This is a genomic window from Burkholderia sp. LAS2 (assembly GCF_018417615.1).
Lineage (GTDB): Bacteria > Pseudomonadota > Gammaproteobacteria > Burkholderiales > Burkholderiaceae > Burkholderia > Burkholderia sola.
The window spans coordinates 1,835,151-1,849,887 of the sequence record NZ_CP071052.1 but is presented as its reverse complement, the minus strand read 5'-3'; the positions used below and the strand labels follow the sequence as shown (position 1 = coordinate 1,849,887).

At 66.8% G+C, this 14,737-nt stretch carries 10 protein-coding genes; 8 read left to right on the top strand and 2 right to left on the bottom strand.

Annotated features, from left to right (window positions below; translation table 11 throughout):
- Window positions 1-239 precede the first annotated feature (239 nt).
- A complete protein-coding gene (wecB, locus tag JYG37_RS08660; protein ID WP_050013729.1) occupies window positions 240-1,457 on the bottom strand; it encodes a non-hydrolyzing UDP-N-acetylglucosamine 2-epimerase in 1,218 nt (405 codons plus the stop codon).
- 1,179 nt (window positions 1,458-2,636) lie between these two features.
- Between wecB and JYG37_RS08655 the strand changes: the two genes are divergently transcribed.
- The 7 genes from JYG37_RS08655 to glmS all read left to right on the top strand — a co-directional run bounded on the left by JYG37_RS08655 (window position 2,637) and on the right by glmS (window position 12,512).
- The gene (locus JYG37_RS08655) at window positions 2,637-4,178 is read left to right on the top strand and encodes a glycosyltransferase family 2 protein (RefSeq protein ID WP_124639258.1); all 1,542 of its coding nucleotides are present in this window, start codon (window positions 2,637-2,639) and stop codon (window positions 4,176-4,178) included.
- 3 nt (window positions 4,179-4,181) lie between these two features.
- Complete coding sequence (locus JYG37_RS08650) at window positions 4,182-5,177, top strand: bactofilin family protein (protein ID WP_124556680.1); 996 nt, start codon at window positions 4,182-4,184, stop codon at window positions 5,175-5,177.
- Between the two features lie 10 nt (window positions 5,178-5,187).
- A complete protein-coding gene (locus JYG37_RS08645; RefSeq protein ID WP_050013726.1) occupies window positions 5,188-6,198 on the top strand; it encodes a YaiO family outer membrane beta-barrel protein in 1,011 nt (336 codons plus the stop codon).
- Window positions 6,199-6,211: 13 nt separating this feature from the next.
- The gene (locus tag JYG37_RS08640; RefSeq protein ID WP_089488329.1) at window positions 6,212-6,982 is read left to right on the top strand and encodes a hypothetical protein; all 771 of its coding nucleotides are present in this window, start codon (window positions 6,212-6,214) and stop codon (window positions 6,980-6,982) included.
- Between the two features lie 334 nt (window positions 6,983-7,316).
- Complete coding sequence (locus tag JYG37_RS08635) at window positions 7,317-9,464, top strand: polysaccharide deacetylase family protein (RefSeq protein ID WP_050013724.1); 2,148 nt, start codon at window positions 7,317-7,319, stop codon at window positions 9,462-9,464.
- 92 nt (window positions 9,465-9,556) lie between these two features.
- The gene (locus JYG37_RS08630) at window positions 9,557-10,645 is read left to right on the top strand and encodes a prenyltransferase/squalene oxidase repeat-containing protein (protein WP_213346023.1); all 1,089 of its coding nucleotides are present in this window, start codon (window positions 9,557-9,559) and stop codon (window positions 10,643-10,645) included.
- A gap of 49 nt (window positions 10,646-10,694) precedes the next feature.
- Entirely contained in the window at window positions 10,695-12,512 is a 1,818-nt protein-coding gene (gene glmS / locus JYG37_RS08625) for a glutamine--fructose-6-phosphate transaminase (isomerizing) (protein ID WP_050013722.1), read from the top strand.
- Window positions 12,513-12,686: 174 nt separating this feature from the next.
- Here the strand turns inward: glmS and JYG37_RS08620 are convergent, their stop codons facing one another.
- Window positions 12,687-13,046 (bottom strand): avidin/streptavidin family protein, encoded by a 360-nt coding sequence (locus tag JYG37_RS08620; RefSeq protein ID WP_089488326.1) that lies wholly within the window; start codon window positions 13,044-13,046, stop codon window positions 12,687-12,689.
- 608 nt (window positions 13,047-13,654) lie between these two features.
- Between JYG37_RS08620 and JYG37_RS08615 the strand changes: the two genes are divergently transcribed.
- Window positions 13,655-14,731 carry a glycosyltransferase family 2 protein gene (locus JYG37_RS08615; protein ID WP_050013720.1) on the top strand — a complete coding sequence of 359 codons (1,077 nt, stop codon included), beginning with the start codon at window positions 13,655-13,657 and terminating at the stop codon, window positions 14,729-14,731.
- Window positions 14,732-14,737: the final 6 nt, after the last annotated feature.

Sequence of the window (14,737 nt, the reverse complement as noted above, 5' to 3'; positions counted from 1 at the left end):
GCCGCCCGCATTATCGAACCATTTCGGATTTGACGTCGGGTCGCGGCGATTCGGGCGTTTCAGGCAAGCGGGGAGAACGCACGGCCGGAGATGGCGCGTGTCATCGACGGGGCTTTAGCGTGCATCGCGAGCGCGCGTTCCGGGTCGCACATAGGCAAACATCCGGCCGACCTCACGGCCGGACCGGATGCTTGATGGTTGCGCCGAACGCGACGCAACGCACTACCGCACGGTCTTCCTCACGGCGAGCGCAACGCCTGCAACCCGAGCGTGAGCGCGTTGAACGGCATCTCCGCGGCGCCCATCGAGAAACTGGTCGTCTTCGTGGGCACGCCGGGCGTACGCATCAGCGCGTGGACGATCCGCTCGCTCGCATGGCCGTCGCCGTATGGATTGCTCGCGCGCGACATTTCCTCGTACGCGCTCTCGCTGTCGAACAGCCGCGACGCTTCCCACACGATCCGGTCCTGATCGGTGCCGACGAGCCGCGCGGTGCCGGCCTGAATCGCCTCGGGCCGCTCGGTCGTCTCGCGCGTGACGAGCACCGGCTTGCCGAGCGCCGGCCCTTCTTCCTGAATGCCGCCCGAATCCGTGATGATGAAATGCGCGCGCGACATCAGGAATACGAACGACAGGTATTCCTGCGGCTCGATCAGGTAGATGTTGGGCACGCCGCCGAGCCGCGCGCGCGCCGGCTCCTGCACGTTCGGGTTCAGGTGCAGCGGATAGACGAACTGCGCATCGCGATAGCGGTTCGCCAGCGTGCACAGCGCGTCGCAGAAATGCCGGAACGGTTCCCCGAAACTTTCGCGGCGATGGCCGGTGATCAGCACGACGCGCCGCGACGGTTCGAGAAACGGGAAGTACGCGGCGATCTTGTCCGACAGCGCGGCGGTGCGATCCAGCATGCGCTTGACCTCGTGCAACGCATCGATCACGGTATTGCCGGTCAGCGAGACGCCCCCGCCCGGCACGCCCTCGCTCAGCAGGTTGTCGCGGGCCTGCCCGGTCGGCGCGAAATGCCATGACGACACCGCATCGGTCACGCGGCGATTCAGCTCCTCCGGCCACGGCGACCAGATGTCGCCGCTGCGCAGGCCGGCCTCCACGTGACCGACCGGCAGATAGCGATAGAACGCCGCCAGGCTCACCGCGAGCGTGGTCGTCGTATCGCCGTGGACCAGCACGACGTCCGGCCGAAAATCGTCGAAGACGACGCCGATCGCATGAAGAATGCCGGTCGTCACGTCGGTCAGCGTCTGGCCTTGCCGCATCAGGTTGAGATCGTAGTCGGGCTTGATGTCGAACAGCGTCAGCACCTGATCGAGCATTTGCCGATGCTGCGCGGTCACGCACACGCGGGCGTCGACATCCGTCTGCGCCTTCAGCGCACGCACCAGCGGCGCCATCTTGATGGCCTCCGGCCGAGTCCCGAACACAAGCAAGATCTTCTTCATCGTTATCCTCGTTTAGCCGCTTCGCGCCCGGCGATCCTGCACGCGGCGCGAAGCATGTATTCGGGCGGCGCATCCCGTACGCGCACGCGATCGAGCTGCGGCGGTGTGGCGGGGCGAGCGCGCTGCCGCGTCCGCGCGGTCCAGGCCGCGCGAATCGTCGTACTACCGGCGTCCCGTTGCACTGGATCAATCACGTCATGAGTCGTTCCTCGCTGTGTCGAGCGTCGCGTCCTCCCACACCAGCAATATTCAAACCAGCCGGCTCGCGTCGCGGCCCGCTTCGCTCCGCGGCCATTGCCCGCGAACGGTGCGTCATGGAATGTTTCACAACTGCTACGGACACCCGCATCGCCGGATCGACGCGGCAACGATAAACAGCCGGACGCTCGCGCGATCCGTCTGACGACGTCGTCCGACGAATCGCGCATGCATGTCGAGCCCTCGTGACGAAGCGAATCGCACGGACCTTTCGACGCGCGTTGCGTCGCCTCGATTCGCCCCTTTCGTCTGTGCAGTGCGCGGCGCGCACGCGAGCGCCGACCGCCGTGGCGCGCGCAGGATTTCGCCCACATCCGACGCCGCGTTGCATCACACGAATCGGGGCGCGGGAAATGTTGCGAATGTGTAACGCGGATTCGAAACCGGCGAATACATCGGAGTCCGGTCCATTCGTCTCATGTGAAAGCAGCGCGCGTAGCGATCGCGGGCTGACGCGTGCATGCCGAACGACACGCGACGGCCAGCCATGCCAAGCCGCACCCGGCCACGCGGCATCGGCAGCTGGGACGGTCCGGGCACCGCGCGACGCGCTCGAGCCGCGCGGCCGACCGTGCGGGGTCGGATGCGGCGCGCGCACGCTGATTCGTCAGTGAATCAAAACACGCCGGCTGCACGCATGCCGCATCCGCTTCCCGCGCGGGCCTCCTTGCTGCGCGGGGCATCGCGGCAGATGGCTCACCCCTTGCTTGATGTCGGACAGTGCGTCCCGAAGCACGCGCATCGCAGCAGACAGATGGGGGCGCCAAAGCAACGAAGCCGGGAGACGATGCGACGCATCCGTCCGGGGCAGCCGACAACCGCCCCGCGACGAACGCGCCATCGTTTCCCATTGACGTCCGCGCGATCCACGGAGCGCCTTCAGCTCTCATCGGTCGTCGTTGCGGACACGGGGATGGGGACATGAAGAAAACGCGGGCGGCGTCATTCTGCGAGCAAGGCATCCTGCTGCTGATCGTGCTTGCGTGCTCGCTGATCGTGCACGACACCGCCTCGCAGGCGATCGCCGAACCGGCCCGGTTCGGCGTGCCCGCCGCAACCGCCGCAACGGCCGCAACCACCGGGATCGCGATGGAGCGCATCGCGCTCGTCGCGCCGGCCTCGCCCGATCCGGACGCGTCGCTCGAGCCGCCGCCCGCCGCCACGCCGGGCGTCGCATTCGATCCCGAGCTGCTGCTGATACCGTGCGTCGCGTACCTGTGGCTGTTCACGCTATTGACGTGCGCGTATGCCGCCCGGCATTACGTATTCAGCCTCGACCGCCTGTTCAAGTCGCAACACGCGCCCTACCGGACGATGACCCACGGCGACTGGCCGCGGCTCACCGTCTTCGTCGCCGCCCACAACGAGGAAACCGTCATCGTCGATTGCCTGATGGCGCTGCTGGCGACGACCTACCCGCGCGACCGGCTGACGATCATTCCGGTCAACGACCGCTCGACCGACAACACGCGCGCATTGATCGACGAAGTCCGCGCACTCGCGCCCGAGCTGATTCAGCCGTTTCACCGCGAGACCGGCAAGCCGGGCAAGGCAGCCGCGCTGAAGGATGCGCTGCGCTTCATCCGCGGCGACATCATGGTCGTATTCGATGCCGACTACCTGCCGCGCCCGGGGCTGCTGAAGGAACTGGTCGCGCCGTTCTTCGACCCGGAAGTCGGCGCGGTGATGGGCCGTGTCGTGCCGCAGAACGCCGACAGCAACCTGCTCGCACGGCTACTCGATCTCGAGCGCGCGGGCGGCTATCAGGTCAACCAGCAAGCCCGCAACAATCTGAACCTGGTGCCGCAGTACGGCGGCACGGTCGGCGGCATCCGCAAGGGCGCGCTCGACGCCGTGGGCGGCTGGTGCGACGACACGCTCGCCGAAGATACCGACATGACCTACCGCCTGCTGCTGAGCGACTGGCGCACGGTCTATCTGAACCACGCCGAATGTTACGAGGAAGTACCGGAGCGTTGGGCCGTCCGCGCGCGGCAACTGACGCGCTGGGCGAAGGGCCACAACCAGACCATGCTGCGCTATCTGGTTCCGGTGCTGCGCAACCCGCTGATCTCGCGCCGCTGCCGGCTCGACGGCGCGCTGCTGCTCGGCGTATTCACGATGCCCGCGCTGCTCGCGATCGCGTGGAGCGCCGCGCTCGCGCTCTACCTGTTCAACGGCGTCAACTCGACCGCGCTCGGCCTGCTGCTGTCGCTGTTCGCGCTGTTCTCGTTCAGCACCTTCGGCAACTTCGGCGTGTTCTTCGAGATCGTCGTCGCCGCGCGGCTCGACGGCCGCGCGACGCGGCTGCGGCTCGTGCCGGTCAACGTCGTCGGCTTTTGCGTGACGATCGCGGCGGTCGTCTCCGCGCTGTGGGGACTCGCGCTCGACGCGGCGTTCCGCCGCGAACTGAAGTGGGACAAGACCGAGCGTTTTCGCCGGCAGTTGAAACCGGAGCGATGAGCGATGACGACCTTCAACGTGATGGTGCCGGTGGCCGGCGTGCTCACGCTGCCGTTCCTGCCGATGCTGCATGAACTGATCCGGCGCAGCGACGTCGCGGCGCTGCCGATCGGCGACGGGCCGTTCGTCGACCAGGCGCTGCTCGCCGCGCGCTGGCACGACGCGCTGCGCGCGCACGTGGCCGGCACGCCGCCGCCGGATGCATCCGGCGCGCCGCCGTGGCAGACGCTCGGACTGGCCGTCGAGCATGCGGACACGATCCATGTCGCACGCGACGCGCATCGCGACGACGTGCTCTACGCCGACCGTTCGATCACGCTCGACGACGGCGCGCGGGCCGCGTACGCGTTCGCCGGCCAGCGCATCGACATCCGTGCCGGCGCGACGATCGGCACGCTCGCGCATGCGCCGCTGATCGACGTCGACGATGCGGTGCTGCGCGGCGTCGTGGTCGGCGACACGGTGCGCCTGCGCGGCGCCGGCGGCTTCGCGTGCCTGTATGGCGAGCCGCTCGTCTTCGGCGCGGCGCCCGGCCCGCGGCCCGCGGACATACCGGCCGCGCCGCGCCGCGCGATCACGCTCACCCGCCACTTCGCGTCGCTGCCGCATCGCTTCCTGCACGGTCGTTACCTGCTGCCGTGCGACGTTCGCCTGCCCGCGCACACGGTCGTGCAAGGCAACCTGATCGTCGAAGGAACGCTCGTCCTCGGCGAAGGCTGCGTGCTGCGCGGCAGCGTCAAGGCGCATCGCGTCGAACTCGAACGTCACGCGTTGCTGCACGGCGCGGTATTCGCGCGCGACGACGTGTTGCTCGCCCACGCGAGCTGCATCGACGGCGTCGTGTCGGCCGGCGGCCTGTTGCGACTGACGGGTGCGCGCATCGGCGTCGCCGGTCATCCGGTCAGCGCGTGTGCGCGCGACGTATCGATCGTCAATCATGCCTGCGTGCATGGCGATCTCGTCGCGTGGCGCAGCGGCTGGTTCCACACATCCCGTTAAGGAGCGCCTCATGTCCGATCGCCCCAGCCATCGCGGCCCGCGCGTGCCGGTTGCCACCCTCGCGATGCTGTGCGGCGTCGCCTTCGGCGCGCCCGCGGCGCTGGCGGAGCAGCCGGACGATGCCGCCGCCGCGCCCGCCGTGCAGCCGCCGCCCACGACCGTCATCACGCCACGGATGCGCGACGAATCGATGTTCGTGCGCGTCGACGCCGAAGGCCTGCCGGACGGCGTGCCGCTCGCCGAGTTCACGCCCGAGGATACGAACCGGCCGCCGCTGCCCGATGCAGTCGTCACCCATGTGCAGGCGCCGCAGGAATCGCACACCGAGCTGTCGCTCGGCTATTCGAGCGCACATCTGACGCACGGCTACGGCGACTGGTACGGCGTGCACCTGCGCGGCGTCTATCAGGACGGCAGTCGCACCGTGCTCGGCGAACTGGCGCAACTGCACCGCTTCGGCGAGAACACGCAGCTCGGCGCGCTGACCTACGTGCAGAACCTCGGCCCCGACTGGTTCGGCGGGATCGGCTTTTCCGGCACCACGTCAGGCACGATCCTGCCGAGTGCGCGCGTCGACGTATCGATCAACCGCAAGCTGTTGTCCGATCGTTCGCTGGTCGTGTCGCTCGGCGCCGGCTACGCGTGGAACCGCAGCGGCCACCGCGACCAGCTCTATCACGCCGGCGTGATCTGGTACGCATTGCCGAAGTGGATTTTCGAGGCGGGCGCGAACTATACCGTCGATTCGCCCGGATCGGTGAAGGCGCCCGCCTACTACGGCGCCGTCACCTACGGCGAAGTCGGCAAGAGCGTGATCGTGCTGCGCGGCGGCGTCGGCCGCGAGGCGTATCAGGTCACCGGCTCGGGCTCGCAGATCGCGGATTTCCGCAGCCACGAGATCACCGCGAAATGGCGCTACTGGGTCACGCGCAAGTGGGGGACGCAACTCGAATTCGCGTACTACCACAACCCGTATTACTCACGAATCGGCGGCGAGCTCAGCGTCTTCTATCGCTGGTAAGCGGGCGGGCGCCATGCAGACGCATCCCGTCCGTCCTCCCGTCGACCGTTCGCTGCGCACCCACGCGCACCCGCAGCGCTGGCTGTCGTCGATCGCGCTGCTGACGCCCGCGCTGTACGCGTCGCTGTGGTTCGGATTGCCGATGGCGTGGCGCTACTGGCGCGCGGTCATGGCGTGGGGCGCGCGCCAGATCGATCCGGCGCTTCACGTGATCGTGATCGGCTATCCGCCCGACGCACCGCGCGTGCCGCTGTTGTCGATCGACGTCGCGGCCCGCATGCCGGGCGGCACGCTGCTGGTCGCCACCGCCGCGCTCTGCATGATCGGCTTCGCCGCATCGTTCATCCGGCGCGCGCGCTGGCTGCCCGTTGCATATCTGTTACGTATCGCGAGCTTCACCCAGCTGCTGATTTGCGCGTACTTCTGGCTCGCGCCCGGCACGTTCCCGTACGTCCCGCAACTGCATCTGCGCGACATGTTCGTGCTGCACGGCGCGGCGATCGCGCTGATTCCGCTGGTCATGGCCGCGCTGTACTACCCGCTCGATTTCTCGCTGCTGCAAAAAGCGTTCGCGTCGCTGCTGGTGCTGGGCTACTTCGTGTTCGCGCTGCCGTTCGTGATGCTGCTGCACGCGACGATCGTCCATCACGGCTCGCTGCTGTTTTTGCCGTTCTGCTATTTCCTGCTCGGCGGGCCGCTGCTGATCGCCCTGCTGGTCACGCTCTATACCTACTGCGCGAGCTGGCCCGGCGCGCTGACGCGCGATCGCGATTCCGTCTGCTGATAGCGCGTCCCAACGCGCCGTATCAGCGATGAAACGAATCCGTCGGGTTTGCGACCGTGCCGCGCGACCGGCAGTGCAGGAAGCCAGCAGGACCGGGCCTCCTGCGCCAATGGCACGTTGTTCGCTTCTTTCCATGCGTCGCATCGAGTCCTCTCACCGGCGAAGGCAGCGCGGCGCACCGGCGCATTGGCGCGGTCGGACCACCGTGACACGCACCGCTCGATACCCGACGAACCGGACAGCCGCAACACACCTACGGGGCTGGAATGCTCGACCTGGCGGCACGCGTATCCCGGCTGCCGCACGCCCCCATTCCTTGAGCGAGGAGCACACCATGTTGGCAAAGTCAGGCAAGTTCTTGCGGATCCTGTTCGCGCTGTTCGCGCTCGCGTTCGCATTCAGTCCGGGCGGCGTTCAGGCGGCCACCAACCAGCTTCTGCTGTTGGTGCCCGATACGCTGACGCTGCCCGATTCGCGCGTATCCGCATGGCTCGACAGTGCCCAGGAAGAAGGGCTGCAGATCAAGGTGATGACCGACAGCCAGTTCATGGCGGCCGGCGCGACGCTGTCGCAGTATCCGGGCCTGATCCTGCCCGATCAGGTGCATACGACGGCCGCCGACGCGCTCGTGACCGCGATCCAGAACTACGCGCTGAACGGCGGCAAAGTGATGCTCGTCTACGATTTCGGCGTACTGAATTCGGCCGGCTTCTACGTCAGCCCGAAATCGCGCTTCAGCAGCATGGCCGGTGTGGACTATGTGCTGTATGACCAATACGGCGGCAACATGATCGGTCTCGGCAATGTAACCGGCATGAGCAGCTGGCTGCGCACGCTCCAGGTGCCCCCCGGCAAGTCGATGGCATGGACCACGACTTCGTCGACCACCACGACCGCCAGCGCCCTCGCCTCGACGAGCACGTCGGGCACCTCGGGCACGTCGACCAATTCGACGTCGGGCAGCGCACAGTTTCTCGCCGCCAGCCCGTCGAACCCCGGCGGCCTCGCCAACTACAACCACGGCGCATGGTTTCAGTACACGACGCCGTCCACCGGCAGCGGCGTGCTGAACCAGACGGCCCCGAAGCTGACCGGCACCGTGACCGGCAAGCTGAAGAAAACCACGACGTATACCGCCAATTCGCTGCTGAGCACGTCGACCGGCAAGACGGCCACCGCGCTCGCGTCGACGCTGGCCACCACCACCGACACGCTCGAAGGCATCTCCGGCTACGTGTACGGCTTCCTCACCTATCCGAGCTTCGTCACGCAGGGGACGTACACCGGCACGACGATCCTGACCTCGCCGACCTTCGGGCTGGTGTCCGGCTACAACACGTACGGCAACGGCGGCGTGCTGTTCGTCAACCTGCCGCTCGCCTACCTCGACGGCCAGACCGACGGCATGCTGATTCACGGCTACCTGCATTATTTCGGCACGCAGATGCTTAACCTGCCGTCGCTGTCGCCGCTGCCGAAGGCGATGGCCGGGCTCGTGTTCAACTGGCACTTCTGCGCGGGCGACCAGATCCAGCCGGCGCTCTACCTGAAGAGCCTCGGCGTGTGGAACAACGGGCCGTTCTCGCTCGTGGTCACGGCCGGCCCCGATGAAGCGGCGTTCGGCGACGGTGGCGGCATCAATCTCGCCAACAACCCGTCCGCGCAGAATCTCCTCAAGTATTTCGTGAGCAAGGGCCATCGCGTCGGCAGCCACGGCGGCTGGATCCACGACTACTGGGGGGCGAATGCGAGCGAAACCAACGCGAGCACGTTTACGCAGTACCTGGTGATGAACCATCAGGCCGTCCAGGCGACGACGGCCTTGCCCGACGTCGAGTACGCGGCGCCGGAAGGCAACACGCCGACGTGGTCGGTCAACTGGCTCGAAAGCAACGGCTTCAACGGCTACTACTTCACCGGCCACACCGGCTCGGCACCGACCCGCGCCTACCGCAACGGCGCGTTGCTGAACCCCGGCCTGTGGGCGTACCCCGTGATGCCGTTCGGCAAGTACGCGACGTTCGAGGAGTTCCAGCAATACGCGGTGCCGACGGCCGACGTGAACAACTGGTACGCATCCCTGATGAACTTCGTCGTCGCGAACCGCACGAGCCGGCTGATCTACGCGCACCCGCTCGGCGCGTCGTCCTACACGTCGACGCTGTCCGCGATCTTCAATCAAGCCAACACGCTGAAGCTGCTCGGTCAGTTCAAGTGGTACACGATGACCGACATCACGGTGTTCGACCGCGCACGCCTGAACGTCACATGGTCGGCCACCGATACGGGCAGCGGCTGGGCGTTCGCCGCCAGCCACCCGACCAGCCTCGCGAACATGACGTGGCTGCTGCCGAAGAAGGCCTTCGCGCTGCCGTTGATCACGCAAGGCCTCGGTAGCGTCGTCATCACCGACTCGACGTACTGGCTCGTGACCGCGAACAGCGGGACCAGTCTCAAGTTCACCAGCGCCAAGGTGCACTGAGCCGCGACCTCGACCCACCCGCCGGCGCGCGACGCGGCCAACGCCGCGCCCGGCGGAATTTGCGCAGGACCACCGCGCAGGAGCCCCCCATCATGAACCGGCCCGCGCTTTTCCCGGCCGCACGCGCACGCGTGGCGGCCACCGCCCGGCTATGCCGCCTGTGGTGCGTCGCCTGCTGTATCGCCGCATGCGGCGTCGCACCGCATGCGGGCGCCGCCGAACTCCAGCTCAATGGGCTCTACCAACGCCCCGACGGCGCGATCACCGTGCGTCTGAACGGCGCCGGCATCGATCCGTATTTCGCCGCGAAAGCCCTGCTCGGCGCCACCGATGCGGGGCTCGACGCCCATCAGGCCGCGCTCGCCTGGATCGCGTGGCTGTTGCCGCGCCAGCGTCCGGACGGCGGCTTCGATCGCTATTGCGTGAAGAGCGGCCAGTACAGTTCATGCGCCGAAGCCGACGCCGACGACGCGATGATGGCGACCTGGATCGAACTGCTCGCCCGCTTCGCGCCGCCCGACGGCATGCCCGCCGCATGGGAACTCAGCCTGAATCGCGCCGGTGCGCATCTGGATACGCTGATCAGCAAGCCCACGGGCGTCTATCAGATCTCGTCGACGCTGCACGTCGCGCTGCTGATGGACAACGTCGAGGTACACAGCGCGTTCCAGGCGCTCGCCGCGTATTACGTGCGGCGTGGCGACGCCACGCGCGCCGGCCCGTGGAGCCAGCGCGCCGACCGGCTCGCGTCCGCGATCCTGAAGGTGTTCTGGCGCGGCACGCAGTCGGGCTTTCGCCCAAGCACGCAGCGCATCAGCGACACGACCTTCTATCCGGCGAAAGTGGCGCAGATCTTTCCGCTCCTGTCGGGCATTCAGGTTCCGCAGCAATCGAACGATGTGTTCTACGCGCAGTGGATGCAGAAGTACGGCAAGACCTGGCTGCAACTGGCCAGCTCCGATTATCCGTGGGGCTTGATCGCACTGGTCGCATTCAAGATGAACGACCGGAACACGGTCGCGTGCTGGCATGCGCTATCGGGCCCGTACCGGCACGGCGCACACTGGAACGTCCTGGAGGAAGCGCTTTACCTGGCATTCGAAAGCCGGATGGCCGACCCGGTCGCGCCCGCGCAATGCGGCTTCACGACGGCGGCGACAACGGAGACCGCGTCACGCTGATCCACGCGTGCGCACGGTCCGGGGGAATCTACAGGGAAGGAGACGTGTCATGTGTGGCATCGTCGGCGCGGTCGCGCAACGGGACATCGTCCCGGTTCTGATCGAAGGTTTGCGCCGCCTTGAATATCGCGGCTACGATTCATGCGGCGTGGCGACGGTCGTCAACGGCCAGGCACGCCGCGAGCGCAGCGTGTCGCGCGTCGCCGATCTCGACGCCCACGTGCGCAGCGCCGGCCTGGCCGGCAGCACCGGCATCGCGCACACGCGCTGGGCTACCCACGGCGCGCCGGCGACCTGCAACGCGCATCCGATCTTCTCGCGCGACGAAATCGCGCTCGTGCACAACGGCATCATCGAGAACCACGAAACGTTGCGCAAGCAACTATCCGACGAACACTACGAGTTCGACGGCCAGACCGACACCGAGGTGGTCGCGCACCTGATCCACAGCAAGTATCGCGGAGACCTGCTCGCCGCCGTCCGCGACGCGACCTCGCAGTTGCACGGCGCCTATGCGATCGCGGTGTTCAGCAAGCGCGAGCCGCAGCGGCTGATCGGCGCGCGGGCCGGCTCGCCGCTCGTCGTCGGCGTGAAGGACGGCGAATGCTTTCTCGCGTCCGACGCGCTCGCGCTCGCCGGCATCACCGACCGCTTCATCTTTCTCGAGGAAGGCGACATCGTCGAACTGACGCCGGGCGGCGTGCGGGTGCTCGATCGCACCGGCACGCCGATCGAACGCGCGATACAAACCATTCCGTCCGTGCAGGGCGTGGTCGAGCTCGGGCCGTACCGGCATTTCATGCAGAAGGAAATTTTCGAGCAACCGCAGGCCGTGGCCGCGACGATCCCCGATGCCGGACTGTTCGATCCGGCCGTATTCGGCCCCGACGCCCCGCGCGCGTTCGAGCAGATCGACAACGTGCTGATCCTCGCATGCGGCACGAGCCACTACGCGGGCCTGACTGCCCGCCGCTGGCTCGAGACGATCGCGCGCCTCCCCGCGCAGGTCGAGATCGCGAGCGAATACCGCTACAGCGACGCGCTCGCGATGCCGAATACGCTGGTGGTCAGCGTGTCGCAATCCGGCGAGACCGCCGACACGCTCGCCGCGCTCAAGTACGCGCAGGCGCTCGGCCACATCGACACGCTGGCGATCTGCAACGTGCCGACCAGCGCGATGATGCGCCAGACCGGCCTGCGCTTCCTGACGCGGGCCGGCCCGGAAATCGGCGTCGCGTCGACCAAGGCGTTCACGACGCAGCTCGCCGCGCTGTTCATTCTCGCCGTCACGCTCGGGCGGCTGCGCGGCTACGTCGACGATGCGCAACTCGCGCGCTATACGACACAGTTGCGGCGGCTGCCTGGCGCGCTCGAAGACGTGCTGGGGCTGGAGCCGCAGATCGAGCGCTGGGCGGCGGAATTCTCGCAGCATGAAAACGCGCTGTTTCTCGGGCGCGGGCTGCACTACCCGATCGCGCTCGAGGGCGCGTTGAAGCTGAAGGAGATTTCGTATATCCACGCGGAAGCGTATCCGGCCGGCGAGCTGAAACACGGGCCGCTGGCGCTCGTCACGCACACGATGCCCGTCGCGACGATCGCGCCGAACGATGCGCTGCTCGAAAAGCTCAAGTCGAACATGCAGGAAGTGCGCGCGCGCGGCGGCCAGCTTTACGTTTTCGCGGACGCCGATACGCGGATCGACAACGGCGAAGGCGTGTCGGTGCTGCGCATGCCGGATTACTACGGGTTGTTGTCGCCGATCCTGCACGTCGTGCCGTTGCAGTTGCTCGCGTATCACGCGGCGTGCTTGCGGGGTGCGGATATCGACAAGCCGAGGAACCTGGCGAAATCGGTGACGGTCGAGTGAGGGGTTTGCGTGACGAGGGGCTGGCCCGCGGAGGTCGCCTGGCGATCAAACGGGCCCGCCGTACACGATTCGAGCAGGGACGATTGACGCTTTCAACGGGAACGGCCCTCGGTTGCCCGGACATCCCGCTGACCGGCCCGCCCTTCTGCCCCGAACCATCCGCTTCCGGGTACGTTAATCGGCGACTCTGTCGAATGTATCCGCATTGGTCTGAACGGCATGTGCCCAGCCGAACGCCGATGATCGTGAGCCTTGCCGTGGCGCCTTGCTGGTCACGACATGCCATACGGTCTGCAGCTTGCCGTCACGCAGCATGCCGGTGAAAGAACAGATCGCCGACACCAGGTCGTTCGACATGCCGAAAGCGAAGTTGATGCAATCGCCATACCCGACGCCGGAGACGGGCAGATCATGACCAAAGAACGCGCTGTCCCGCAACGCCGTGCTGAATACGCCACGGATGACGCCATTCTTGTCATCCGCGATGGTCAGTGTAGAACCATATTGATTACGCCACGTGCCAATCCAGTTCATCACGCACCTCCTGAGCCCCGGACACTTGATCGCCTGCCAGGCGGCCGCGCGTGCTTGTCGTTCTTCTTCCGGCGGCAAAATGGGCGCTCGAGCCAGCGCCGTGCATCGGCGAGCGTCGTTGTGACGAGTGAAGCCTGATACGAATCGAGCAATAGCAAAAAATTGCTGGCGCCCGCGATCCGGCATGACCACGGAAAGTATAGATGGTCGTCAGACGATATGAAGGGCTGCATGTCGCGATCCGGGCAGCTCGTACACTCTTGTTCCCTACTTTATTCGCCGTAACATCGCGCACGGCGCGAAGTCTCGCCTCTGTCGCCGCGGCGACTTCGCGAGCGGTCGCGGACCTTCTTCCGCGCTGAGCGTCATGGGTCATTCTGAAGAAATTCGATACCAGGTTGATCGCAAAAGCACGATGTCGCATGCACCGTCAAAAATCGTGCTTGAATCTTCGAGTTCTTCGTACGATATTTGAACCGCACGGCGTGCTCGTGGGCAAACGAGCAGCCCGGAACCGAATTCGCGCCGACCCAGGCCCGACCCGTGCGGCAAACGACAACGGGAACCATACGGTGCAGCGCAGGCCAGATCTCTCGGGAGACCGCAGGATGTCCACGCAAGCCAGGAAGCCGTTGATATCGCTCGTCGTGCCGTTTCACGACGAAGAAGAAACGATCGACGCGTTCTTTGCCGAAACGCTGCCCGTTCTCGAGTCGGTCGCGTCGGTACGCTTCGAGATCGTCTGCGTCAACGACGGCAGCCGCGATCGCACGCTGGACCGGCTGCGCTCGGTCGCCGCCGGCGACCCGCGCGTGCACGTCCTGGACCTCACACGCCGCTTCGGCAAGGAAGCGGCGCTCACCGCGGGCCTCGACGAAGCGGCCGGCGCGGCCGTGATCCTGATCGACGCCGACCTGCAGGACCCGCCCGCGCTGATTCCCGCGATGCTCGAACGCTGGCGCGCGGGCGCCGAGGTCGTCGCCGCGAAGCGCACCGACCGCCGGTGCGACCCGCTGATGCAGCGGGTGGCCGCCGCGCTCTACTACCGCGTGCACAACCGGCTCTCCGAAGTCGAGATGCCGGAGAACGTCGGCGATTTCCGGCTGATGGACCGCGAGGTCGTCGACGCGCTGCGTGCGTTGCCGGAACGGCGGCGCTTCATGAAAGGGCTGTTCGCGTGGGTCGGCTACCGGACCGAGATCGTCGAATACACGCGTGCGGCGCGTAGCGGCGGCCGCTCGAAATTCTCCGGATGGCGGCGCTGGAATTTCGCGCTCGAGGGCATCACGAGCTTCAGCACGGTGCCGCTGCGCGTGTGGACCTATGTCGGCCTCACGTTCGCGATGCTGTCGCTCGCGTATGGCGCGTTCATCGTCGCGCGCACGCTGCTGTACGGCAATCCGGTGCACGGCTACCCGTCGCTGATTTCCGTCGTGCTGTTCGTCGGCGGCATCCAGTTGATCGGCATCGGCGTGATCGGCGAATACCTCGGCCGGATCTATCACGAATCGAAGCAACGCCCCGTCTATCTCGTGAGGCGGCACTACCGTGCCGAGCGCGATGCGGCCGCGCGACCGGCATCGAAGCTGCTGCAGTTTCCGCTCAAGCGTGCGCACTCGGCGCGCCGCCGGGCCGCGACGCCGGCCGCCGCGAGCATCACCGCCCGCAAGACGTCGTTCAAGTAGCACCGG

Excerpts from the sequence above, each read along its gene's own strand:
- JYG37_RS08645 (WP_050013726.1), top strand. The coding sequence starts at position 5,188 with ATGTCCGATCGCCCCAGCCATCGCGGCCCGCGCGTGCCGGTTGCCACC.
- JYG37_RS08635 (WP_050013724.1), top strand. The coding sequence starts at position 7,317 with ATGTTGGCAAAGTCAGGCAAGTTCTTGCGGATCCTGTTCGCGCTGTTC.
- wecB (WP_050013729.1), bottom strand. The coding sequence starts at position 1,457 with ATGAAGAAGATCTTGCTTGTGTTCGGGACTCGGCCGGAGGCCATCAAG.
- JYG37_RS08620 (WP_089488326.1), bottom strand. The coding sequence starts at position 13,046 with ATGAACTGGATTGGCACGTGGCGTAATCAATATGGTTCTACACTGACC.
- JYG37_RS08650 (WP_124556680.1), top strand. The coding sequence starts at position 4,182 with ATGACGACCTTCAACGTGATGGTGCCGGTGGCCGGCGTGCTCACGCTG.
- JYG37_RS08655 (WP_124639258.1), top strand. The coding sequence starts at position 2,637 with ATGAAGAAAACGCGGGCGGCGTCATTCTGCGAGCAAGGCATCCTGCTG.
- JYG37_RS08640 (WP_089488329.1), top strand. The coding sequence starts at position 6,212 with ATGCAGACGCATCCCGTCCGTCCTCCCGTCGACCGTTCGCTGCGCACC.
- glmS (WP_050013722.1), top strand. The coding sequence starts at position 10,695 with ATGTGTGGCATCGTCGGCGCGGTCGCGCAACGGGACATCGTCCCGGTT.
- JYG37_RS08630 (WP_213346023.1), top strand. The coding sequence starts at position 9,557 with ATGAACCGGCCCGCGCTTTTCCCGGCCGCACGCGCACGCGTGGCGGCC.
- JYG37_RS08615 (WP_050013720.1), top strand. The coding sequence starts at position 13,655 with ATGTCCACGCAAGCCAGGAAGCCGTTGATATCGCTCGTCGTGCCGTTT.